At 55.5% G+C, this 21404-nt stretch carries 22 protein-coding genes; 12 read left to right on the forward strand and 10 right to left on the reverse strand.

The window, feature by feature from the left end:
• Positions 1-32: 32 nt before the first annotated feature.
• Positions 33-1682 (reverse strand): peptide ABC transporter substrate-binding protein, encoded by a 1650-nt coding sequence (locus ACOVRA_RS00880; RefSeq protein WP_421718661.1) that lies wholly within the window; start codon positions 1680-1682, stop codon positions 33-35.
• 117 nt (positions 1683-1799) lie between these two features.
• Here ACOVRA_RS00880 and ACOVRA_RS00885 point away from each other — a divergent pair, with 117 nt between their 5' ends.
• Complete coding sequence (locus ACOVRA_RS00885; protein WP_421718662.1) at positions 1800-2390, forward strand: hypothetical protein; 591 nt, start codon at positions 1800-1802, stop codon at positions 2388-2390.
• A gap of 31 nt (positions 2391-2421) precedes the next feature.
• On the opposite strand, the gene ACOVRA_RS00890 is transcribed toward ACOVRA_RS00885, so the two are convergent.
• A complete protein-coding gene (locus tag ACOVRA_RS00890) occupies positions 2422-3315 on the reverse strand; it encodes an ABC transporter permease (protein WP_290805412.1) in 894 nt (297 codons plus the stop codon).
• Between the two features lie 5 nt (positions 3316-3320).
• Positions 3321-4250 carry an ABC transporter permease gene (locus ACOVRA_RS00895; RefSeq protein WP_290805415.1) on the reverse strand — a complete coding sequence of 310 codons (930 nt, stop codon included), beginning with the start codon at positions 4248-4250 and terminating at the stop codon, positions 3321-3323.
• Positions 4251-4493: 243 nt separating this feature from the next.
• Between ACOVRA_RS00895 and ACOVRA_RS00900 the strand changes: the two genes are divergently transcribed.
• The 3 genes from ACOVRA_RS00900 to ACOVRA_RS00910 all read left to right on the forward strand — a co-directional run bounded on the left by ACOVRA_RS00900 (position 4494) and on the right by ACOVRA_RS00910 (position 6941).
• Positions 4494-4925, forward strand: coding sequence for a TIGR01244 family sulfur transferase (locus ACOVRA_RS00900; protein WP_421718663.1), 432 nt, complete (start codon positions 4494-4496; stop codon positions 4923-4925).
• 109 nt (positions 4926-5034) lie between these two features.
• Positions 5035-6042, forward strand: a complete 1008-nt coding sequence (locus ACOVRA_RS00905; protein WP_421718664.1) for a hypothetical protein — start codon at positions 5035-5037, stop codon at positions 6040-6042.
• The gene (locus ACOVRA_RS00910; protein ID WP_421718665.1) at positions 6042-6941 is read left to right on the forward strand and encodes an MBL fold metallo-hydrolase; all 900 of its coding nucleotides are present in this window, start codon (positions 6042-6044) and stop codon (positions 6939-6941) included. The genes ACOVRA_RS00905 and ACOVRA_RS00910 overlap by 1 nt, the downstream gene beginning before the upstream one ends.
• 16 nt (positions 6942-6957) lie before the next feature.
• Here the strand turns inward: ACOVRA_RS00910 and ACOVRA_RS00915 are convergent, their stop codons facing one another.
• The 3 genes from ACOVRA_RS00915 to ACOVRA_RS00925 form a co-directional block, all read right to left on the reverse strand.
• Positions 6958-7422 carry a hypothetical protein gene (locus tag ACOVRA_RS00915; protein ID WP_421718666.1) on the reverse strand — a complete coding sequence of 155 codons (465 nt, stop codon included), beginning with the start codon at positions 7420-7422 and terminating at the stop codon, positions 6958-6960.
• 51 nt (positions 7423-7473) lie between these two features.
• Complete coding sequence (locus ACOVRA_RS00920) at positions 7474-8286, reverse strand: DUF1499 domain-containing protein (RefSeq protein ID WP_421718667.1); 813 nt, start codon at positions 8284-8286, stop codon at positions 7474-7476.
• A gap of 127 nt (positions 8287-8413) precedes the next feature.
• Positions 8414-10048 (reverse strand): long-chain-fatty-acid--CoA ligase, encoded by a 1635-nt coding sequence (locus ACOVRA_RS00925; protein ID WP_421718668.1) that lies wholly within the window; start codon positions 10046-10048, stop codon positions 8414-8416.
• Positions 10049-10394: 346 nt separating this feature from the next.
• Here ACOVRA_RS00925 and ACOVRA_RS00930 point away from each other — a divergent pair, with 346 nt between their 5' ends.
• Together ACOVRA_RS00930 and ACOVRA_RS00935 are read left to right on the forward strand one after the other, a co-directional pair.
• On the forward strand, positions 10395-10706 hold the full coding sequence (locus ACOVRA_RS00930; protein WP_421718669.1) for a hypothetical protein: 312 nt from the start codon (positions 10395-10397) through the stop codon (positions 10704-10706).
• Positions 10707-10985, forward strand: a complete 279-nt coding sequence (locus tag ACOVRA_RS00935) for a hypothetical protein (RefSeq protein WP_421718670.1) — start codon at positions 10707-10709, stop codon at positions 10983-10985.
• 16 nt (positions 10986-11001) lie between these two features.
• Here ACOVRA_RS00935 and ACOVRA_RS00940 read toward each other — a convergent pair whose 3' ends face one another.
• Both ACOVRA_RS00940 and pdxH read right to left on the reverse strand, forming a co-directional pair.
• Positions 11002-11862, reverse strand: coding sequence for an SDR family NAD(P)-dependent oxidoreductase (locus ACOVRA_RS00940; RefSeq protein WP_421718671.1), 861 nt, complete (start codon positions 11860-11862; stop codon positions 11002-11004).
• Positions 11863-11900: 38 nt separating this feature from the next.
• Positions 11901-12569: a pyridoxamine 5'-phosphate oxidase gene (pdxH, locus tag ACOVRA_RS00945; RefSeq protein WP_421718672.1), complete on the reverse strand. Its 669-nt coding sequence runs from the start codon at positions 12567-12569 to the stop codon at positions 11901-11903.
• 190 nt (positions 12570-12759) lie between these two features.
• On the opposite strand from pdxH, the gene ACOVRA_RS00950 reads away from it, so the two are divergent.
• Positions 12760-13488: a DnaJ C-terminal domain-containing protein gene (locus ACOVRA_RS00950; protein WP_421718673.1), complete on the forward strand. Its 729-nt coding sequence runs from the start codon at positions 12760-12762 to the stop codon at positions 13486-13488.
• On the opposite strand, the gene rsmD is transcribed toward ACOVRA_RS00950, so the two are convergent.
• Complete coding sequence (gene rsmD / locus ACOVRA_RS00955) at positions 13485-14057, reverse strand: 16S rRNA (guanine(966)-N(2))-methyltransferase RsmD (protein WP_421718674.1); 573 nt, start codon at positions 14055-14057, stop codon at positions 13485-13487. The genes ACOVRA_RS00950 and rsmD overlap by 4 nt on opposite strands.
• A gap of 11 nt (positions 14058-14068) precedes the next feature.
• Complete coding sequence (locus ACOVRA_RS00960) at positions 14069-14617, reverse strand: DUF1003 domain-containing protein (RefSeq protein WP_421718675.1); 549 nt, start codon at positions 14615-14617, stop codon at positions 14069-14071.
• Positions 14618-14691: 74 nt separating this feature from the next.
• Between ACOVRA_RS00960 and grxC the strand changes: the two genes are divergently transcribed.
• The 5 genes from grxC to ACOVRA_RS00985 all read left to right on the forward strand — a co-directional run bounded on the left by grxC (position 14692) and on the right by ACOVRA_RS00985 (position 21308).
• Entirely contained in the window at positions 14692-14946 is a 255-nt protein-coding gene (gene grxC / locus ACOVRA_RS00965; RefSeq protein ID WP_290805453.1) for a glutaredoxin 3, read from the forward strand.
• A 2-nt stretch (positions 14947-14948) separates the two neighbouring features.
• Entirely contained in the window at positions 14949-15767 is an 819-nt protein-coding gene (locus ACOVRA_RS00970; protein WP_421718676.1) for a carbon-nitrogen hydrolase family protein, read from the forward strand.
• Positions 15764-16243 (forward strand): DUF1178 family protein, encoded by a 480-nt coding sequence (locus ACOVRA_RS00975; protein ID WP_421718677.1) that lies wholly within the window; start codon positions 15764-15766, stop codon positions 16241-16243. The genes ACOVRA_RS00970 and ACOVRA_RS00975 overlap by 4 nt, the downstream gene beginning before the upstream one ends.
• Positions 16244-16337: 94 nt before the next feature.
• The gene (locus ACOVRA_RS00980) at positions 16338-17987 is read left to right on the forward strand and encodes an amidohydrolase (RefSeq protein WP_421718678.1); all 1650 of its coding nucleotides are present in this window, start codon (positions 16338-16340) and stop codon (positions 17985-17987) included.
• Positions 17988-18281: 294 nt separating this feature from the next.
• Positions 18282-21308 (forward strand): TonB-dependent receptor, encoded by a 3027-nt coding sequence (locus tag ACOVRA_RS00985; protein ID WP_421718679.1) that lies wholly within the window; start codon positions 18282-18284, stop codon positions 21306-21308.
• Positions 21309-21404 lie beyond the last annotated feature (96 nt).

The raw sequence follows: 21404 nt of genomic DNA on the forward strand, positions 1-21404 counted from the left end.
CTTTTTTTCTGTCGTAGGATGCGTAGAGCCGTTTACGACTTAGGTGCCGCCGCCGGTTTTTGCACATCGGTGGTGCACAGATAGCGGGCGCGGTGGATATCGACGGCATTGTCGACCCAACCGGTGACACGTGGGCTGACCAGATTGCGGTTAGTGAGGAACCACATCGGCATAAAGCCATTTTCTTTCAGCACGATAGCTTCGGCTTGCTTCATCATGTTGGCGCGCTTGACGGTATCTTTCTCAACGTCAGCCGCTTCCATCAGCTTGTCGAATTCTGGATTACTATACTTACCGTAATTCAACTGATCGGTGCTGGTTTGGAACAGATAGACGAAATTCTTCGCGTCGTTGAAGTCTGAAATCCAGCCTGCATCGCCGAGTTCGAAATCACCTGTCCGCAGCTTTTCGTAATTGATCTGGGTTTCAGCACCCAAAATCTCGACCTGAACCCAAGGGGCGATCTTAGCCCAATTCTGTTGAACGACTGGGGCCACGCGCGGGTTGTCGCCCGAATTGCGGAAGCTAAAGGTGAACTTCAGCGGCTTATTCGGGCCATAGCCGGCCTCTTCCAACAGCTTTTTGGCCCGGGCTAAGCGCTCATCCATGCTTTGCCCCTTAAAGTCAGTCGACATGGCTCCCGACTGATAGTCGGCAATGCCTGGGGGCACGAGGCTATAGGCTGGCTGTTGGCCTGCCTTCAATATCTCTTTGGTCACAAACTCACGGTCTGCCGTCATCGAAATCGCTGCGCGAACGCGTGCGTCGTTAAACGGGGCTTTGCGCAGGTTAAAGATGTAATAGGTCAGGCCGGTATAGCCGTGAATGCGCGCATAGCCTGGCAAATTCTTGTTGATCTCTTCAAGGCGAGATCCCGAGAAGTTGGTGTTGATGTCGAGGTCGCCGGTACGGACCTTGCGCTCAGCAGCATTGTCGTCTGAGGTGGGGTAGTAGAAGATCTGATCAATACAGACATTGGCATTGTCGTAATAATTGGCGTTGCGCACGACATGAACGAAGTCGTTCGGCTTCCATTGCTGCAGCTTATAGGGGCCGTTGCCGACGAAATTCTCGGCCTTGATCCACTCATTACCAACCTTCTCAACCACATGCTTTGGGATTGGGAATGAGGTGTAATGGGTCAAAAGACCTGGCAAATACGGGGCTGGATGCTCCAGCGTGACTTCCAGTGTTTTTGCATCAACGGCGCGCACGCCCAATTGGGTCACGTCTTTAATGCGGCCATCATAAATTTTCTCGGCATTTTTGATGACATAGAGGATAGAGGCATATTTGGCTGGCGGGGTTGTGGTCATGATCCGCCGCCAAGCAAAGACAAAGTCATCCGCTGTGACGGGCTGACCGTCCGACCATTTGGCGTCGCGTAGCTTAAACGTCCACACAAGACCGTCTGCGCTGGTTGACCATTCTGTCGCCATACCTGGAATGGGGCGGCCTTGCGCATCATCGGTCGTAAGACCTTGCAGCATATCGCCGATAATCCGGTTCTCCCAAGTACCAGAGGCCTGATGGGGGTCGAGAGACAAAGGCTCTGCACCATTGCCGATTTGAAGCGTCCGCGCCTTGTCGGCATCGGCACTGCCACCGCCACAAGAAACCAAACCTAAACTCAGCACCAAAGCAGTTGTTGCGGCAGCCAAAGACCGGCGTGTGATTTTCATTTCGTTGTCTCTCCCGATCGGGTTAGTGTGTGACCTCTATAGCGCACGGGCCTGCTTTTGCTATGCAGACAGGCACTCCGACAAAAACCTTGTTACGATTTGTGAAGGTAACGTGAAATGAACAAATTCAGTGCCACGCTCATTGCGGCGGGTTTTGTGACATTTGGTGCAGTTGCTTTAGCCCAATCTGGACAAAATCCCACGAATGGGGCGGTTTCTCCGCTCGAACCGATTTATGCCTGCGCGAACAAAACCGACCCAACCGAGCGTTTGGCCTGCTTTGATTCAGCTGTCGCGAGCATTCGTGCCAAAGAGGCGAAGTCCGAGATTGTGACTTTCGACAAGCAGCGGGTTGAAAAGGTGCGTCGCGAAGCATTTGGTTTTTCACTGCCTTCCCTGCCAAAGTTAGGCTTTCCAGCCTTTGGCGGCGGTCCTAAGGCTGACAACAAGGACCAGAGCGTGGCTGCGGCAGCCGTGGCTGACGATATTGAAGAGCAAAGCTTCACCGTGGTCAGCACCCGGGAATCGGCTGGGCGGATTGTGATCACGTTGGAGAATGGACAGGTTTGGCGCTTGACTGAGGCGGGCGAACTCAATGCGCCCAAACGGCCGCCCTATAGCGTCAAAATTCGTACCGCAGCCATGGGCTCCTTCATCCTGACGGTAGAAGGCCGCAACAAAGGCTATCGCGTACGCCGAGTTGAATAGGGCGAACGTCGCTTCGCCCTAGGGTGTCGAGTTAGCGGTCGCGGGGGTCAATCGCGTCGCGCAACCCATCACCGATGAAGTTGAAGCAGAACAAGGTGATCATCATGGTGGTGGCTGGGAAAATCAAAAGCCACGGGGCGATTTCCATTTCGCGCGCCCCAATAGAGATCAGATTGCCCAGACTGGTCATGGGCTCCTGAACGCCTAGACCAAGGAAGCTCAAGAAGCTTTCCGTCAAGATCACAGCTGGAATGGTCAAGGTCACATAGACGACCACTGGGCCCAGCACGTTTGGAACAATATGGCGGGTCACGATGCTCGCGCTGGTGACGCCTGCAGCTTCTGCGGCCTCAACAAATTCCTTCTTGCGCAGAGAGATCGTCTGCCCGCGAACAATCCGCGCCATGGTCAACCATTCAACCGCGCCAATCGCGACAAAGATCAAGATCAGATTGCGGCCAAAGACCACCATCAAGATGATCACAAAGAAAATGAACGGCAGCGCGTAAAGCACATCGACGATGCGCATCATGATCTGGTCGACCCGACCACCAATATAGCCAGCCGTCGCGCCCCAAATAACCCCGATCAGAAGTGAAACCCCGGTTGCGACCAGGCCTACGGCCAACGACATGCGCAGGCCATACAAGAGGCGCACGAACAAGTCCCGGCCTTGTGGGTCGGTGCCGAAAATGTGCAAATGCTCCCACGTTGGGGCCTGCAATACGCGGTCATTATAGATCGTCTCATAATCATGTGGCCAGAAAAACGGGCCAAAGATTGCCAAAAAGGTCAAGGTACCCAGCACGATCATGCTGCCCACGGCGGCCTTATTGCGGAACAGGCGGCGACGCGCATCCTCCCACAGCGAGCGGCCTTTGACAGCGGCTTCCAGAAGCTCTGCCTTTTCTTGGGGTGTGGTCAAGAGGGTCACTCGTATTTTACTTTCGGGTCTAAGAGGCCGTACGCAAGATCGGCCAGAAGATTAAGTAGAATGATGAGGCCGGCATAGAGCACGACCACCGCCATCACGACGGGATAATCGCGCTGCAAAGCACTCGTGACGAAGTTTTTGCCAATGCCTGGAAGTTGGAACACGGTCTCTACCACGACAGAGCCGGTAATCAGGCCCGCGCAGGCAGGGCCCAAATAGGAGACCAGCGGCAATAGCGCCGCGCGCAGCGCGTGCTTGGCGAGGACTTGGCCTTCAGGAAGGCCCTTCGCGCGCGCCGTGCGCACAAAGTTGGAGCGCAAGACTTCAACCGCGCTAGAGCGCACCAAACGGGAGATGATGGCAATTTGCGCCAGAGACAAGGTAACCACGGGCAAAAGCAAGGTCTCAAACGTCATCTTGCCCAAATCGAGGCCAGCCGTTGGCAGCCAGCCAAGATAAACGCCAAATACCAAGGATAAGATCGGCCCGGTCACCAGTGACGGAATACAAATGCCGGCCATGGCGATGGCCATGATGGAATAGTCCGGCAGGCTATTTTGCTTCAAAGCGGCAAACAGGCCCATCGGCACGCCGACAAAAGTCGCCAACAGCAGAGCTGCCAAACCGATCGTCATCGAAACTGGGAAACCGGAACCAATGATCTCGCTGACGGTTTGGTCCTTGTAAATCAAAGAAGGGCCTAAATCGAAGGTCGCAAGTCCCTTCAAATAGTCCAAAAACTGAATGTAGAGTGGCTTATCAAAACCGTAGAAGGACATAAGCTGGGCGCGAATTTCAGGCGATAGCGCCCGCTCAGTATCAAATGGGCTGCCAGGTGCCAAACGCATCATGAAAAAAGCCACTGCTATGATGACCAGCATGGTGGGAATAGCCACCATCAGGCGTCGCATCGTATAGGCTAGCATGCGTTTTTGGTCCTTTTAGCGCTTTGTCGGACCGGCCAGTAGTGGCGTCGGACCCGTTGGACAGCAATTGATGATGGTTGCCAGATTGTCAACGGATCATGCCAGCTTCGGGCTAGGATCGGCGATGACAAGAGCTTGATTGGCAAAGAAACTCCGTTGGCAAATTTCCATGCCGTTTTTCACGCCACCTTTGCTGGACGCTGCCCCGTGCTTCAGTTATTGGCTTTAATAGAGGAGAAAATCATGAGCCCTTTCCGCACGATCACCCCTAATTTCTCCGCCTCGCCACAAATCAGCGCGGCAGATGTTGCCCAAGCCGCGCGCGATGGTTTTACCGCCGTGATCTGCAATCGGCCGGATCATGAAGATATGGGTCAAATCAGCGCGCAAGAGATTGCGGCAGCTTGTGCCGAGCATGGGCTTAGCTTTACCCATATTCCCATTTCGGGCGGCATTCCGGAAGAAGCTGTGCCGCTGATGCGTGAAGCACTTGCCGCCAGCACCGGCCCCGTATTGGCCTACTGCCGAAGCGGGACGCGCTCTACCAATCTCTGGGCCTTGGCAGAGGCCAGCGCGGGTGGCAGCCCAGAGGAATTGGTCGAAGCGGGCGGACGCGGCGGCTATGATTTACGCGGCCTGATGCCCCTCCTACGGTCGCTCTCAAAAGCCCACTAGACGGTCATTTCCGGTCAACTGTTGACTAAACAAACGGCAGCGTAACCGCCGCCACTGCATCGCCGTATCTTCATGCCAAGACCCTGTCACAATTTGAAGGGATGGTTACGTGTATGAAGTCGAATCGCTTAAGGCTGAACCCCATCTAGCCCGAGCACAATCTCAATCTGCCAAAGGCCTGTTTACTTTGACTAATCTCTTGCGCGATTTTGAGTGGAGCTGGACCGGCGTAACCGTGCGCAAAACCGGCGCGCGCGTGCCCTTTGACGCCGCGCATTTGAACGAAGTTTTCCATTGGTGCGTCTATTTCATCCGGGTCGTTCTCAGCCCTCGCCCGAAAGATGGCCCGCTGATCGGGTTTGCGCCAGACCCTGCCCGGCCGTGGTATCTGATTTGGCCAAGCCTGTTTCTAACCGGCGGCCGCGCAGCTGAGCCAGGCGAAACGCCGCATGTCTGGATGCATTTTGAAGACAGAACCCACAGCGAGCCCGTGTCATTGCCGAATGATGGGGTACCGCGCTGGAACTTCGATGCCCATGATCTCAGCAAATCCCGCGTCGCAGCCGCATTCGAAGAGGCCTTTGGCTATAGTTTGGCACTCGATCCGCGCCAGCACGAAGGATTCGCTGTCGAGAAGGGCGAAGCCAATGGCATTCATGATGGCCGTATTATCACCATGCCGTGTGAGCCTAAGCCCGGCAAAGTCTATCAGAAGCTGATTGATAATCGTGGTAACGACGGCCTGATTGAAGATTTGCGCACCCCAACAGTCGGCGGTTCACCGGCATTGGTCTATATCAAGCGACGGCCCGAGCAGGTCCGCTTTTCCAACGACAATACCCAATGCTGGCTTCGCAGCGTCGATGAGATATTCTCAAGCGAAGAGATCGCCGCGATCACGCGTTTTTGCCAAATCCTGAACCTTGATTGGGGTGGACTGGATATCCTACGCGACCGGACCAGTGGTTTGATCTATATTGTCGATGCAAATCGCACAGACATGGGCCCGCCAATCGCATTACCCTTATCAGATAAACTAAAAAGCACTTATATTCTGGCGTCTGCGTTGAAAGTAAGTTGCGAGAAAGTCCGGCTGCGTGCTGGTGGAGGCATATAATGGCTGTTGCGATTCCTTTTGTCCGCGACATCAAATTTGAGTATGGCCGCGTTCAGCAGGTCAGCCCGCTGATCCGTCGGGTGATTGCCAATAATCCTGGGCCATTCACCTTCACCGGCACGGGTGTCTATATCATTGGGCATGGCGATGTCTGCGTCATTGATCCAGGCCCAGACCTAGCCGATCACTTCGAAGCGCTGAAACAAGCGTTAGAGGGTGAGACGGTCAGCCACGTCCTCGTGACCCATTCGCACATGGACCACAGCCCGCTGGCCCATCCATTAGCGCGGTGGGCGGGTTGTTCGGTGCTGGCATCGGGCGAAATCGCCCAACCCACCGAGTCCGAAGTCCGCCTCGAAGCTGGCGACGACACGCGCTTTCGTCCTGATTCTGCGCTGCATGATGGCACGTTGATCGAAGGCGATGGCTGGACGATCGAAGCGATTGCCACGCCGGGTCATACATCTGGCCACATGTGCTATGCCTTGCAGGAAGAAAACTGCCTCTTCTCTGGCGACCACATTATGGGCTGGTCGACGACGGTCATCAGCCCACCCGACGGCGATATGGATGCCTATCTGACCAGCCTAGAGAAAATCGCCGCGCGCGAATTTGCCACGATCTGGCCAACCCACGGCCCCCCGATTACAGACCCTGCTCCCTTTGTGGCTGCCTATCGCGACCACCGCTTGGATCGGGAAGATCAAATTCTCGCGTGCTTAGCGACAGGTCACAGCACGGTAAAGGAAATGGTGCCGGTGATGTATGCCGCCGTCGATCAACGACTGTGGCCCGCAGCCTGCCACTCGGTCATGGCGCATATGAGTCGGCTGGTAAAGATTGGCCGTGTCACCTGCGACGGTGCGCCCAATATGGACGCAAGCTATCATTTAGCGTGAAAGCTGTCAGATCGGCTTAAAAGTTAGGAATGGTGCGCTTTTCGCCGTTCGGATGAACGATCACCAAGGTCTGGCGATCATATTCCAGACTGGCCTGCATTTCGCGTAAATTATCTTCCTCACCCGCTAAGATGTTGGTGTAGCGCCATTTTGCCCCGTCATAGAAAACTACATAGCCGCACACATTGGTTTGGCATTCAGGTTTTTTGATCAATTCACCATAGCCTGCAATCAACGGGGGTCGGCGCTCATCAAAGCCTTGTGCGCGAACCCGGAAGCCCCAGACAACCACGACATCCACCGGGCGGTCAGAGACCGAACTGGTAGAAGATGCGCCGGTGGGCGGCACCTCGGCGGCGGTTTCGCCCGCTTTGGTCACCGTTGTTGTGGCTTTGCTAGCCGTGGCGGCAACGCTGGAGGTTGCGGCGCAGAAGGCCGCAGCAGCAAGTGCAGACGCACTGAATATAAATGTCATTTTCATGGCGTTTGTGATCCCACCAAGCGCTAGAGGAGTCAATTACCGATGTGTAAATCAGCCCTTTAGGGCAGCTAACAAGGCATCAATGCGCTTCGCATTAGCACCCAAATCAGAAATGCCCACTCGGCTCACAGAGCGCATGTCGACAGCAGAGCCTGCGCCGTCTGGGCTAACGACCAGAACCACATCATCCTTAAAGCCGAACCAAAAGCTCTCCACGCTCGCCTCAAGCCGCATTTTGGCGGGGTCTTGCGAGACGATGGCCCAGCCCTTGGCTTTCATGGCCGCTTCCGCCTTTTTATAGGCGTCGGCGGGTGGCGTGGTGGCGAGCTTTAAGGTTTTGATCGCGGGATAGGCTTCGGCCTGAATCTGATCCAAGGACCTGCCAGACCAAGCTGACAGCCGCTCCTTGTTGAAGGGCACCGTCGCGTCTTTAGGGGCAATGATCGGATTGGACTTCGGCCCGCGCGCCGTCATCACAGCGTCGGAAAAGGTCAAAGGATTGGCGGTATTGGTTGAGATGTCATGGATGGGCGGCACGGCGCGGGCGGCCGATATCGTCGTAAAGGCCATGCCAGCTGCGCCAAGGGCCACAACCCACATAAAGCCTAAAGCGGCAAACCCTGCGCGTGGTTTGATAAAGACAACCAAGAGGCTGGTGATAAAGGTCAAGACGATCAGAATGCCAATCAAAGGCACGCCCATCCCGCCAATCATCTTCACTAGGCCGATGGTCCATGGCCAGAGACCAAACTTGGTACCAAGGGCGGCAACCATAAACCAAATCGGCACAAAAATGGCCAAGGCAACGCCAATCATCAAAATGATGTTGCGTGCTTTTGCGAAACGAGATTGCGGCTCGGCCATCTTACTCTCCCCCAGATAAAAAGGCCGCTTAGCCAGCGGCCTCGTGCACCTACGTTAGAGTGCCCCTGATCGGAGGTAAAGGTAGGATGGGCCAGAACCCCTGCGGTTCTGACCCATCTGACAGTGCTTAGGAGGCCTTGGCGGTCGGCAGATCGTAGTTTGCGAAAGTTTCACGCAAGGCCAGCTTGTTGATCTTGCCGGTCGCGCCCAGTGGGATGGCTTCAACAAACTGGACATCATCTGGCATCCACCATTTGGCGATTTTGCCATCGAGATAGGCCAGAATGTCTTCCTTGGTCGCCGTTGCCCCCTTGGCGCATTCGATGATCAGAAGCGGACGCTCATCCCACTTGGGGTGATATTTGCCGATCACGGCTGCGACGGCCACGCCGGGCGCACCCACGGCGACATTCTCAACATCGATGGAGCTGATCCACTCACCGCCCGACTTGATGACGTCTTTGGCGCGGTCGGTGATTTGCATAAAGCCTGCGGTATCGATGGTTGCGACGTCACCCGTATCAAAGAAGCCGTCTTGGTCGAGGATGTTGCCGCCCTCGCCCTTGAAATAGCCGGCCGCAATTGCCGCACCACGCACCACGAGATTGCCGAAGGTTTCGCCGTCGCGCGGGGCTTCCACGCCATCGCGCAGGATTTTGATTTCAACACCAAATGGCGGACGACCTTGCTTCAGCTTGGTCTTGATCTTCTCGTCATGGGTCATGGCGTCGGCATCGGGGCCGAGCGAACCCAAAGTGCCCAATGGCGAGGTTTCCGTCATGCCCCAAGCGTGGAGCACTTCGACGCCATATTTTTCTTCAAACAGACGCATGATGCGCTCTGGCACGGCAGAGCCACCAATGGCGACTTTCTTCAGGGTGGACAGCTTGGAATTGGTCGATTCCAGATGCTGCAACAGCATCATCCAAACGGTTGGAACCGCCGCCGAGAAAGTGACGCTTTCGGTTTCCAGCAATTCATAGATCGACGCGCCGTCCATCTTGGCACCTGGCATCACCATCTTCGCCCCAGCAGCAGGGGCCGACAAAGCCACACCCCACGCATTGGCATGGAACATCGGCACAACAGGCAAGATCACGTCGCGGGCACCCAGACCCATGACGTCCTTCTGCATGGTCAAGAGCGTATGCAAGACGTTGGAGCGGTGCGAATAGAGCACGCCCTTTGGATTTCCAGTGGTGCCAGAGGTGTAGCAGAGGCCAGCGGCGGTGTTTTCATCAAACCCGCCCCATTTGGCTTCAGCGCTATGGCCCTCAATCCAGGTTTCGTAATCGATGGCCCCCTTCAAGCTGCAAGCCGGCATGTGATCCTTGTCCGTAAGGACGATATAGCGGGTCACGGGGCTCAATTTGTCCTTCAGGGCTTCCAGAATTGGCAGGAAGGTCAAATCCGTGAAGATGATCTTATCTTCGGCGTGATTGACGATATAAACCAATTGCTCGGGGAACAGGCGTGGGTTCAGGGTGTGTAGGACAACGCCCAAGCCCATCGCGCCATACCAGACTTCCATGTGGCGGCCGGAGTTCCAAGCCAAGGTCGCAACCCGGTCGCCCAGCTTGATCCCTTCGGCCAGCAACGCATTAGAGACCTTCTTCGCGCGGGTATTGATTTCGCTATAAGTGGTGCGAACGATTGGCCCTTCGACGGAACGGGTCACGACTTCACGGCGACCATGATTGATCGCGGCATGGTCCATGATCTTATCGACGGTTAGTGGCCAATTCTGCATTAAACCGAGCATGAGTATCTCCCAAATTTTTGGCTTGCCAGTAGGCGGCATGTGCGCCGGCCCATTGCGTCAAAAGGCCGATTTTGGCCCTTCCTAAGGCCTCAAGCGCCCACGTCAACTAGGCAAGGGCCGAGGCCGCATCACAAGGCTGTTGATTGGGCTTCGGCGGTGGGCTTGCATCGCAAAGCCACTTTACAGCCGCGCCTCATTTATGCTTATTTAAGATATGTATTCGACAGATTGATGCATGTGGTATTCTTGATCAAATTGGACTTGACCTTTCCGCGGCAAAGCGCACAGTTGAAGCGCTTTAAAGCACTTAAGGTTGGCCCAAAGCTCGGAACTTGAGATTCGTTATATGAACGACCCAATCAAATTTCATGTTATTGCCTACCAAGAGGCAGAAGTGTGGCTGGCCCAAGGGGTTGAGTACGACATCGTAGCGCGTGCAGAGTCTTTTGACCTTTTGCCGAAAGCATTTTCCGAAGCGATTGCAAAGACCATTGCGATTAGCGCGGAATTCGATCTGGCCCCACTTACTGGCATCAAGCCTGCCCCGGCAAAGTTCAAGGCCATGCTGGATGCGTCAAACATCGTCCAAGCGGTGGACCCTGTGCGTTTTGGTAAGACTGCCCCTCGTTTGGATATCACTTTCGCCAAAGTTGCCTGAATGGCCGCCCATCCTTTTGGGAGCGGCCAGCTTCCGACTTGGGCCGAAGTTATCGCCCTCTTCATCCAAATGGGATGTAGCGAGAGAGAGCTTCCCGCGTCATTGGTGGACGACACAGGCGCAGAGACGCCTATTCGCTACCTCTTCAATCCTGAAAACAAGGCGTTCGCGCCAATCTTTAACTATGGCGATCAGACCAAGATCACACGCTCTGAAATCGAGTTTCTAGAGCGCACCCTAGACATCAACATTCCAAAGGCACCCAAATGGGGTCTTTGAGCAATCCGGGCGCGGCCTAAGGCAGCAGCGACAGGCTTTTGCCGACCACCTGGTCGACCATTCGGGCTGGCAGGAAGCGGGCGAGCCACCAGTTCACAAGCTTGTTGGGCACAGGCGCATAGCGGGTTTTGGGGTGGGCTGTCGTCAAGGCTTCTTCCACCAGATTGGCGACGACGCTGACTTCCAGCCCTTCTTGATCCATGGCGGCCAAGGATTGGGTCAAGCGCTCCAGTGGCTTGCCCCAAATGGTGTCCTTGTACTTATTGCCCCCTGCAGCTGCCCCCTTCTCCCAAATCGGCGTTTTGACAGCACCTGGGCCCACAACAATCACATCAATGCCAACCAGCAAAAGCTCACGCCGTAAACTATCCGAGAAGCCTTCCACCGCATGTTTGGCCGCGACATAGGCGGCGGTAAAGGGATAGCCGAACTTACCCGAGACCGACGTGATATTGAGGATCCGGCCCTTAGGCCCCGTACGTGCAGAGTCAGCCCCCAAGAGGGGTGCAAACGCGCGGCAACAACGCACGACACCCATGAAGTTGATATTCATCACTTGCTCAATCTCGCTCAATGGCTGGATCAAAGCGGGCCCCGGCAGGGCAATCCCGGCATTATTCACAAGGCCCGCCAAGGTCCGTCCCTCTAGGGCATCACCAATGACTAGGGCAGCGGCTTCAATGGCGGCCATGTCTGACACATCAAACAAAACCGCCTGACCATTTTCACCAAAAGCGGCGTTCAGAGCATCAGCATCGGCCTGTTTCCGGACGGAAGCGAAGACATAATGGCCTTGGGCCACCAGACGGTCAGCAATTGCCCGACCAATCCCGGTCGACGCCCCCGTAACCAAAAAGGCCTTTTGATCTGCGCGCATGGGTGAGACTTTCTGAAATGACGGAAGGAAAAATCGCTTTACGGATAGAGCTTAGATGTGGACCACGATGCCGCAGCATCGCCCCGCATAAACTCTAAACGATCATGCAAGCGAAATGGACGATCGCGCCAAAATTCAATGCGGGTGGGCACAAGGCGAAAGCCCGACCAGAAGTCCGGGCGCGGCACCTCACCAATGCCAAATTTTAAGGCATAGCCAGCCACACTTTTCTCCAGCGCAAAGCGATCTTCGAGTGGGCGCGACTGCGCACTCGCCCATGCCCCGATCCGGCTATCGCGGGCACGCGAGGCAAAATAGGCATCGGCTTCTTCTTGGCTAACAGATGTAATCGCCCCGCGCACCCGAACTTGGCGGCGCAGGCTTTTCCAATGAAAACAGAGGGCAGCTTGTGGGTTTTCGCCCAATTGCTGGCCCTTATAACTTTCCAGATTGGTATAAAAGACAAAGCCTTGACGATCAAAATCTTTCAAGAGGACCATCCGCACATCTGGCAGCCCCATGCTGTCGGCCGTCGCCAACGCCATCGCATTGGCGTCATTCATCTCTTTTTCCTTGGCTTCGGCCAGCCAAGTTCCAAACAAATCAAACGGGTCAGAGGCAGCTTCAAGCAGCGGCGTGGTATCGACAGCGGCGGCTTGATATTCGGCCTCAGACGGGGTCGGGGGGATTAGTGTGTTGGAGGTCATCGGCGCAATGTAGTGCACCACCCCCTATTCGCCAACTCACGCGATTACAGGCGCGTTTTTGCGCGGCCTACGGGTTCAATGCCGCCTTGAAAAAACGCGCTGCCATGCCTGCAGAAATCAATGGGCAAAAGATGAAATTTAACGATCGAGTTTACACGTCGTTAACCGTGCCGAGACGATGGTCTGCCCCATGTCTTCACCCTATGCCATCCTCGGGCTTGAGCCCAATGCTGATCCCCGCGCCGCCAAGGCCGCGTTTCATGCTGTCGCCAAATCGTGCCACCCAGATGTGAATTCAGATCCGCAGGCGCGACAACGCTTTGAAGAAGCGCGTGAAGCTTATCGCGTGATCACATTGGGTGCTGCATCGGCCGATATTGGCCGTGTCGGCAGCCCGCGCGCCGGGCGCATGACCGAGATCGACCTTGAAGTTTCTGTTTGGATCGCAGCCCGTGGCGGATCTGTCAAAGGTTCCTGCCCACTCGGAAAAGCCAGTGTCCGCGTCCCTGCCGGTGCCCGTGCGGGCGACCGCATCATTGCGCGTATTGGCAAGACGGACGTAGCCTGCGTCATCCGCATTGCCGATACCGATGGCTTTGAAATCGACGGCGGCAACATCGTAACCACACTCACCTTGTCGGCTGCCCAAGCCAAATCCGGCGGTGGCGTTGAGATTGAAACACCCATGGGCCGCTTGCGCTTGAACGTGCCAAAAGACAGCCAAGATGGCGACCGCTTGTTGGTTACAGGCCGTGGCCTGCCTGCCACCAATGGCCGCCCTGCTGGTGACCTCTATCTCGACGTGGAAATCATCGAAACGATGACGGACCGTGCGGTGGCTGCCTTGGACAAGATCCTCGCCAAAGCCCGTCGTCCGCGTGCGGGCAGTGACCTCTTCGGCCAGGATCAAGTCGCTTAAGCGCTGATTTTACTTAATGTCAGGAAGGATACTTCCGCGGCACCATAGCTGCGGCTGTCCAACACCTCATAGCCGGCCGGCATGAGCGCGGGTTCGCCGCGTCCACGCTCCAGCACCACCAGCGAATCTGCATGTAACCATCCCTGAGCCAGCCCCTTAAGCGCGGCCAAATCAAAGCCTTTGGCGTAGGGCGGGTCGAGAAACACCAGATCAAACGGGCCATTGGCGGTTGCTGGCATCGCACCCAAATCCGTCGCATCGCGCTTCCAGACTCGGCTGATGCCTTGCGCCGAACAAGCCTCAATATTGGTTGCCAAGGCTGCCCGTGCCGCAGGGTCGGTGTCGACGAACAAACAATGGACCGCCCCACGTGACAGGGCCTCCAGCCCCAAAGCGCCCGTTCCTGCAAACAAGTCCAGCACTTTGGCCCCGTTTACACCGGGCGACCAAGGCGCATGCTCAAGGATATTGAAGACCGCTTGGCGCGCACGATCCGATGTTGGCCGCGTTGCATCCCCTGCGGGCGCGACCAACGCTTTGCCCTTCCACCGCCCCGAAACAATGCGCATTAATTTGGCCTCTACGTCGTCTTTGCCAGATGGCGGTCGAGCTTTTCATGTAATTGCGCCAGATGCTGGCGCAATTCCGCGATCTCATGCTCTGATTTCACATTGACCTCATAGTCCATCCGGGTGGTCAGGCGATCCTTTTCGGCTTGGCGGTTCTGCGCCATCATGATGATGGGTGCTTGGATCGCCGCCAACATCGACAGAATGAGGTTCAAAAAGATGAAGGGATAAGGGTCAAAGCGGGCTTGGCCGTGCAGAATAACCAAATTCAGCATCGCCCAAATGAACAGAAAGATGCCAAAGCTAATCACAAAGCCCCAAGAGCCGCCAACTTCAGCAACCCGATCCGCCAGCCTCTGGCCAAAGGTCGTTTGCAATTCGAACGCCTCGTTTGCATCCTGTGTGCTGTGAACCCGGTGTGCAATAGCACATACCAAAGCTTGGTCCTTGGCTGAAAGTCGGGCAAAGCCCCCCTCTTCCAACAGTATCTGACCTAGCATATGTGCTTGTTCAGGCGGCAGATCAGCGATTTCTGCCGCTGAAGTGTAAGTTTGGCTCATGGCGGGGTCTCCAAATCAGGCTAATCATCTCTATATGACAAAGATGCGAACCACAATTTTTTAGGATCGGTCCCATGGCAGCAGTTACGATTTATACCAAGTATTTTTGCCCTTATTGCGAACGGGCTTTGGCCCTCTTGGAAAAGAAGGGTGCCGACATCACCAATATCGAAGCATCCTCGAATGCAGAGATGCGGGCCAAGATGAATGAATTATCTGGCCGCAACACGTTTCCACAGATTTTCATTGGCGGCACCCATATTGGTGGCTGCGATGATTTGATGGCGCTGGAGGCCAAAGGTGGCCTTGATCCCTTGTTGAGCGCCTAGTCTTGGTTAAGGTTGCGCTCCTTCAATTGCGGACGCCGGCACGTCTAGATGCCGCGCGCGCGCAACTTGAGCCCTTATTGACCCGTGCCGCGAAAGCCGGGGCTAAGCTGATCGTAACGCCAGAAGGCACCAACATCTTACAGCGCGACCGCGCTCGCTTTGATGAAGCCGCCCTTTATGAGGATGAGGCCGAGGCGCTGGATTGGTATGGCGAACAGGCCAAGGCCCATGGCGTGCACCTATTGATCGGCTCTGCCCTTTTAAAGCGGCGTAGCGGCAAAGCGGCCAATCGCAGCCATTTGTTCGGCCCAGACGGCAGTCTGTTGGCGACCTATGACAAGATCCATTTGTTTGATGTGAATTTGGGCGCGGGCCAAGAAACACGCGAAAGCAATGCCTATGAGCCAGGCGACAAAGCCGTAGTGGTGGAAACCGACTTTGGCACTTTGGGCCTAACCATCTGCTATGATGTGCGCTTCCCGCATTTGTTTCGCGATTTAGCCAAAGCCGGGGCGCAGATCATCACCGTGCCCGCAGCCTTTACCGCGCCCACTGGCAAAGCCCATTGGCATACGTTGTTGCGTGCCCGCGCGATTGAGACCGGTGCCTTTATTCTGGCAGCCGCCCAAGGTGGCAATCACGAAGACGGGCGCGCCACCTTTGGCCATAGCCTGATCATTTCCCCTTGGGGTGAAATCATGGCTGAGCTTGCCCACGATAATCTGGGCGTTTTGTTCGCCGATCTCGATTTAGACCGCGTCACCAATGCGCGCGAAAAAATTCCCTGCCTAACCCATGACCGCGATTATCAAAGCCCATGATTAAATATGCGCTTCGTTGTGATCAGGCCCATGATTGGGAGGCCTGGTTTGACTCAATCTCTGGCTATGAAACCCAAGTTGGGCGCGGCTTGGTTGAATGCCCTTTGTGCGGTTCAAAGGCGGTTGAAAAAGCGCCCATGGCCCCGGCAGTCTTGTCCTCTAAGTCAGACCGCCCTGCCCCACCTGCCTCAGCTGACACGCCCGTGCCGCTCGCCAATGGGCCAGACCCTTTAAGCCTGCCCGAGCCCGTGAAAGCCTTCTTCCAAGGTTGGAAAGAGCATATTGAGCAGAATTACGACTATGTCGGCGACGCTTTTGCCAAAGAAGTGCGCGCCATGCATGAGGGCGACAGCGAAGAACGCCTCGTTTATGGTCAAGCCACCGCCAAAGAGGCCAAAGAACTGATTGAAGACGGGATTTCGGTGGCACCCCTGCCGGCCCTGGCAACCCCAAAGCCCGTCCGTGGCTATCACTAAGGCTCAAGGCTTTGGCTGTGGGTGGAAGCCCTTAGGTGATTGACAGCCAAGCTTATGTGCCTGACTCTTCTGCCTCACGAGAGGGAGACTGGGTATGAATCGTCGCGATCTATTGGCACTTGGGTCAGCGAGCTTGCTTGGTGGCCCGGCTCTCGCCTCAGCCTCCTCTGCGCGTACCATTCTAACCGGCGGGCCGATCCATACAGGGGTTGCTGGCCGCAGCCCTGCAGAAGCCATTGCCATAGAGGGTAGCCGTGTTGTCGCCATTGGCAGCCTGCGTGCGGTTCGGGCCGCTTTGCCGCGCGCCAAAGAGATCGATCTTGCCGGGGCGGCCGCTCTGCCCGGTCTCGTCGATAGCCATGCTCACATGACGGGCATTGGCTTGCGCGAAATGACCCTGAACTTGGATAGCGTCAAATCCATTGCCGAGCTTCAGGCCAAGCTTGCTACTTGGGCTGCTCAGAACCCGACAGGGCCAATTGCCGGACGCGGCTGGATTGAAACCCATTGGCCCGAAGGCCGCTTACCGACCCGCCAAGATGTGGATGCGATTGTGCCAGACCGCCCTTTGCTGCTTGGCCGTTCAGATGGCCATGCGGCTTTAGCCAATAGCGCCCTTTTAAAGCTTGCCGGGATTGATTCCAGCACGGCCAGCCCTCCGGGCGGCCAAATCCTGAAAGATGCGTCCGGCGAGCCTACGGGCATGCTGATCGACAACGCCCAAGCCCTTGTTGAAAGCCGGATGCCGACGGCAACCCCTGACATGATCCGCCAAGCCCTGATCAAAGCCGACCGCCTTTACGCCTCACGTGGCTGGACAGGCCTGCATAATATGAGCGTATCGGGCGAAGATTTGATTGCGCTAAAGGCGCTCGCTTTGTCCGGCGAAGTCCAGTTACGGGTCGATAATTATCTCGACATCCCCTTTGCCACAGAAGTTTTGCGGCGTGGGCCGAGTATTGATGCCACAGGCCGCATCAGTACGCGCGGGGTGAAAATATACTCTGATGGGGCTTTGGGCTCTCGCGGGGCGGCCCTTTTGGCACCTTACGCCGATGCACCAGAGTCTGAAGGCCTGTTATTGACGCCAGAAGCGCAAGTGCTGGCCGTGCTGGAGCGCGCCAAGAAGTCCGGCGCACAAGTTGCCATGCACGCCATTGGTGACAGAGGTAATCGGCAAAGCCTTGACTGGTTTGAGCGCGTGCTGGGCCACGCCAAGACAAATCGGCGTTGGCGGATTGAACATGCGCAAGTGGTCTCTCCACCCGATATGCCGCGCTTTGCGAAACTGGGCGTGATCGCCTCCATGCAGCCTTCCCACGCGATTGGCGATTTATTCTTTGCCCCGGCACGTCTGGGGCCAGAGCGCCTGAAAGGTGCCTATGCTTGGACGAGCCTCCTCAAGACCGGTGCGGTGGTGTGCGGCGGCTCTGATGCGCCGGTTGAACAAGGCGATCCGCGCATTGAATTTTATGCCGCCATCTATCGCCACGCGCTCAATGGCTTTGTCGGCCCGGATTGGGGCTTGGAAGAGCGTGTTTCCCGCCAACAGGCCTTAGGCATGTTCACCCGCTCTGCTGCCTATGCCGTGGGCGCAGAGCGCAGCCGTGGCACCTTAGCCGTCGGCCAAGCAGCCAGCATCAGCGTCTTCTCGCGCGATTTCATGACCGTCAAACCGGCCGACATCCTCGACGCCAAGACCGTCCTCACCATGGTCGACGGCAAGATTGTGTATGAGGGCTAGGGGCGGGTTAGCCCTCCAAAGCAACGTGAATTGAACCCTGCACGCATACTTGCGGCTGTCTTCTGCGCTGGTCAGCAACGGCAAAGTAAGGCGACGGACAAGTCGCAACTGTTAAACGACCACCTAAAAAATGCCACTCTCATCCAACGCCTCACGGGATGAACCGCGCAAGCACGACGCGCAATCCTAACAATATGGCCTCAAATGAAAATCTGTTTGACCGCCCCTCAATCAGGCATTACTCATTGGTAACATATCTGTGAGTTGTCGATAGCTTTCCATGGAGGGGGATCCATGCCTACTTTGACTAAACGCAAAACAGCCGCTCTCATTTCAACCGTTCTTTCGAGCCTGACACTGCCCTTGGGCATCGGCTTAGCGGCAGCCACTTTGGGTACAACAGGGGCGGCAGCACAAGACCTCACTTCTGGCTCCATTATTGGACAAGTGAAGGATGGGGCGGGCAACCCAATTGTCGGTGCCGTGGTTGAGTTGAAATCGGTAGCCCGAGGTACTTCCGTGACCAGCACAACCGATGCAGCTGGTAATTATCGCTTTGGCTCCAACCAAGTTGGTACCTATAGCGTTTCCATCAAGGCTGCCGACTTTGTGTCTCCCGAAGCCTCCCAAGTGACTGTCTCCGTTGGTCGCGTCGAAGCCTTGGATTTCACCCTCAAATCAACCGCGGAAGTTGTCGAGACGGTGGTCGTCTATGGCGCGCGTCGGCGCGCGGTAGACTTTTCCGCGACAACAACTGGCATCAATGTCAACGTTCAAGAGACGTTCGACCGATTACCGATCGCCCGAAATGTCGCCGCCATTCAATTGCTGGCACCTGGGGCTGTGGCCGGCGACTCCGCTTTCGGAAATGGCGCATTCTCGAGTCTGATTTCTTTGGGTGGCGCATCAGTTGCTGAAAATATATATTATATCAATGGCATGAACGTCACAAACTTCCGGACTTTTGAAGGCGGGTCGACCATTCCATTTGAGTTCTACGACCAAATCCAAGTCAAAACGGGCGGTTATCAGGCTGAATATGGGCGCGCAACTGGCGGGGCCGTCGTAGCGGTTACAAAAGCGGGCAGCAACGACTTCCATGGTGGCCTGAACTATTATGTTGAGCCACAAGGACTTAGATCGCAGGCCCCAAACACCTACACGCAATTGAACGAAAAGGACAAACGCGTTCGGGAGGAAGGCAACGTTTGGCTGTCAGGTCCGATCTGGAAGGATCGCGCGTTTTTCTATGGGTTTTATAACGCCCGAAATCTGGAAAACACGGACACTTCAGCTTCTTTGACCTCCCCGACAAGTCCAACACGTGGGCCAGAAAATGTCTTCAAAAGCGTCTCCGACGATCCATTCTATGGCGGGAAGATCGACGTCAATTTGTTTGACGGCCATCGCCTCGAATTCACCTATATCAATGATAGTTCAGTGGAAACGGATGAGACCAACACCGTAACAGAGCTTGGGGGTGTCACGCGGGTCGCAAAATACACAGGCAAGATTAAGGACTGGATGTCCGTTTCCATGTTGTGGGGCGACAATAAATTCGCGCGAACATCTGCTGGTCCATTAGACAGTCAGGCAGGCGTTTTCGCACGATTGACCGCAGGCGGTTTAGTCGATCCGACCAATCAAACAGGTGGCACCATCCAGCGGGGCAATCCAAACTTGACCGTTGAGAAAGGGGATGATTCCCGTGAACTCTTTAGAGCCGACTTGGACTTTTTCTTCAATCTGGTAGGCGACCATCATCTTCGAGTCGGCTATGATTCTGAAACACTCGAGGCGATTTCGACGACTTTCTACTCAGGTGGAATTTACTACCGCTATTATCGGTCAGGGACCGCTGGAGCGCTTAGCGGACGGATTGCACCAAACACCAATTATGTTCGAGTTCGTAAATTCGACAGCGGCGGGACGTTCGGGTCAACCAATCAAGCAATCTATATTCAAGATGATTGGAAGGTGAACGATCGCTTGACCTTGAATCTTGGGCTACGAAGCGAAGATTTCACGAATAGCAATGCTGCTGGCGCCGCCTTCACAAAACTAACACAGCTCATTGCGCCAAGAATTGGTGTTTCTTATGATGTGTTTGGCGACCGATCGACCAAATTGTCTGGCTTTTTCGGCCGCTATTATCTCCCCGTAGCGGCAAACACCAATATCCGCTTAGCTGGCAATGAAAAGTTCACGCAGGACTGGTATCTCTACTCAGCAGTTGATCCAACAACCTTAGTGCCCACGCTGGCCGGCGCTGCAGTTTTGAAGGAAGTCCTGTCGGACTCTTCCAATGCCAATCCTGCGACATTGATTTCCAAAAATCTGGAGCCGCAATATCAGGATGAGTTTAGCTTCGGCGTCGAGCATGTGTTTGAGAATAAATGGCGCGTTGGAGCGACGTTTACCTATCGCGATCTGAAGAGCGTGCTCGAAGACTTTGACGCTAGCTATGTTCAAGCAAACTTCTGCGCCTCGTCAGCACGCCCCAGCTCAATCAGCGTTGCCGACTGCAATGATATGACGATCGGCAGCGGCGGCTATGTCCTAATCAATCCCGGCAAAGAGGTCGTGGTCGATGTTGACGCGCAAGGAACCGGTGCCCTCACTCAAATCACGATCCCAACCAATATTGTCGATCTACCAGAGGCGCAACGCGAGTACACCTCAATCGAGCTGCGGTTTGAGCGGCCTTGGGATGGCAAATGGCAATTGCAAGGTAGCTATGTCTGGTCCAAATCCTACGGGAATTATGAAGGTGGCGTGAAATCAGACAATGGTCAAAACGACACCGGCCTAACTCAAGACTTTGACGAGCCTGGCTGGATGGATGGTTCCAAAGGTCGACTGCCGAATGATCGCACCCATGCTTTCAAATTGTTTGGCTCTTATGCCTTGATGGACAATCTGATTGCGGGTGCCAATCTGCGGGCCACTTCCGGTCGATCCTACGGCTGCATCGGGCCTTATCCAAAGTCTGATGGCCGCGCTTCGCCCACGGGTTTGTCGGCTTGGTACTGCAACGCCACGGGCGTGGCCGGCAATTCAAAGCTAACGCCTCGGGGCTCTCAGTTCGAGGGTGATTGGACAACCAACCTGGATGTTTCCCTTGCTTACAAGTTGGACTTCCTCAAGCTCGGAGAAACAACACTGCGACTGGATGTCTTCAATCTTCTAGATAGCCAAGAAGCAGTCGACTTCAATGAGTTCGGGAATGACTCGGGCGGAACGCCAGACCCATTCTACCGCGCGCCAACCTCCTACCAAGCACCGCGCGCCGTTCGGATAGGCTTCTCATACGAGTTCTAATTCGTAGAGACATGCCTAAGCTTCATGGGCTCCAGCTTAGGCTGGGGCCCATTGTGCTGTTTGAATTCTCCACCAGGCTCGCACAGCGAGCTTTTC

The organism is Aquidulcibacter sp. (genome assembly GCF_049239865.1).
Lineage (GTDB): Bacteria > Pseudomonadota > Alphaproteobacteria > Caulobacterales > Aquidulcibacteraceae > Aquidulcibacter.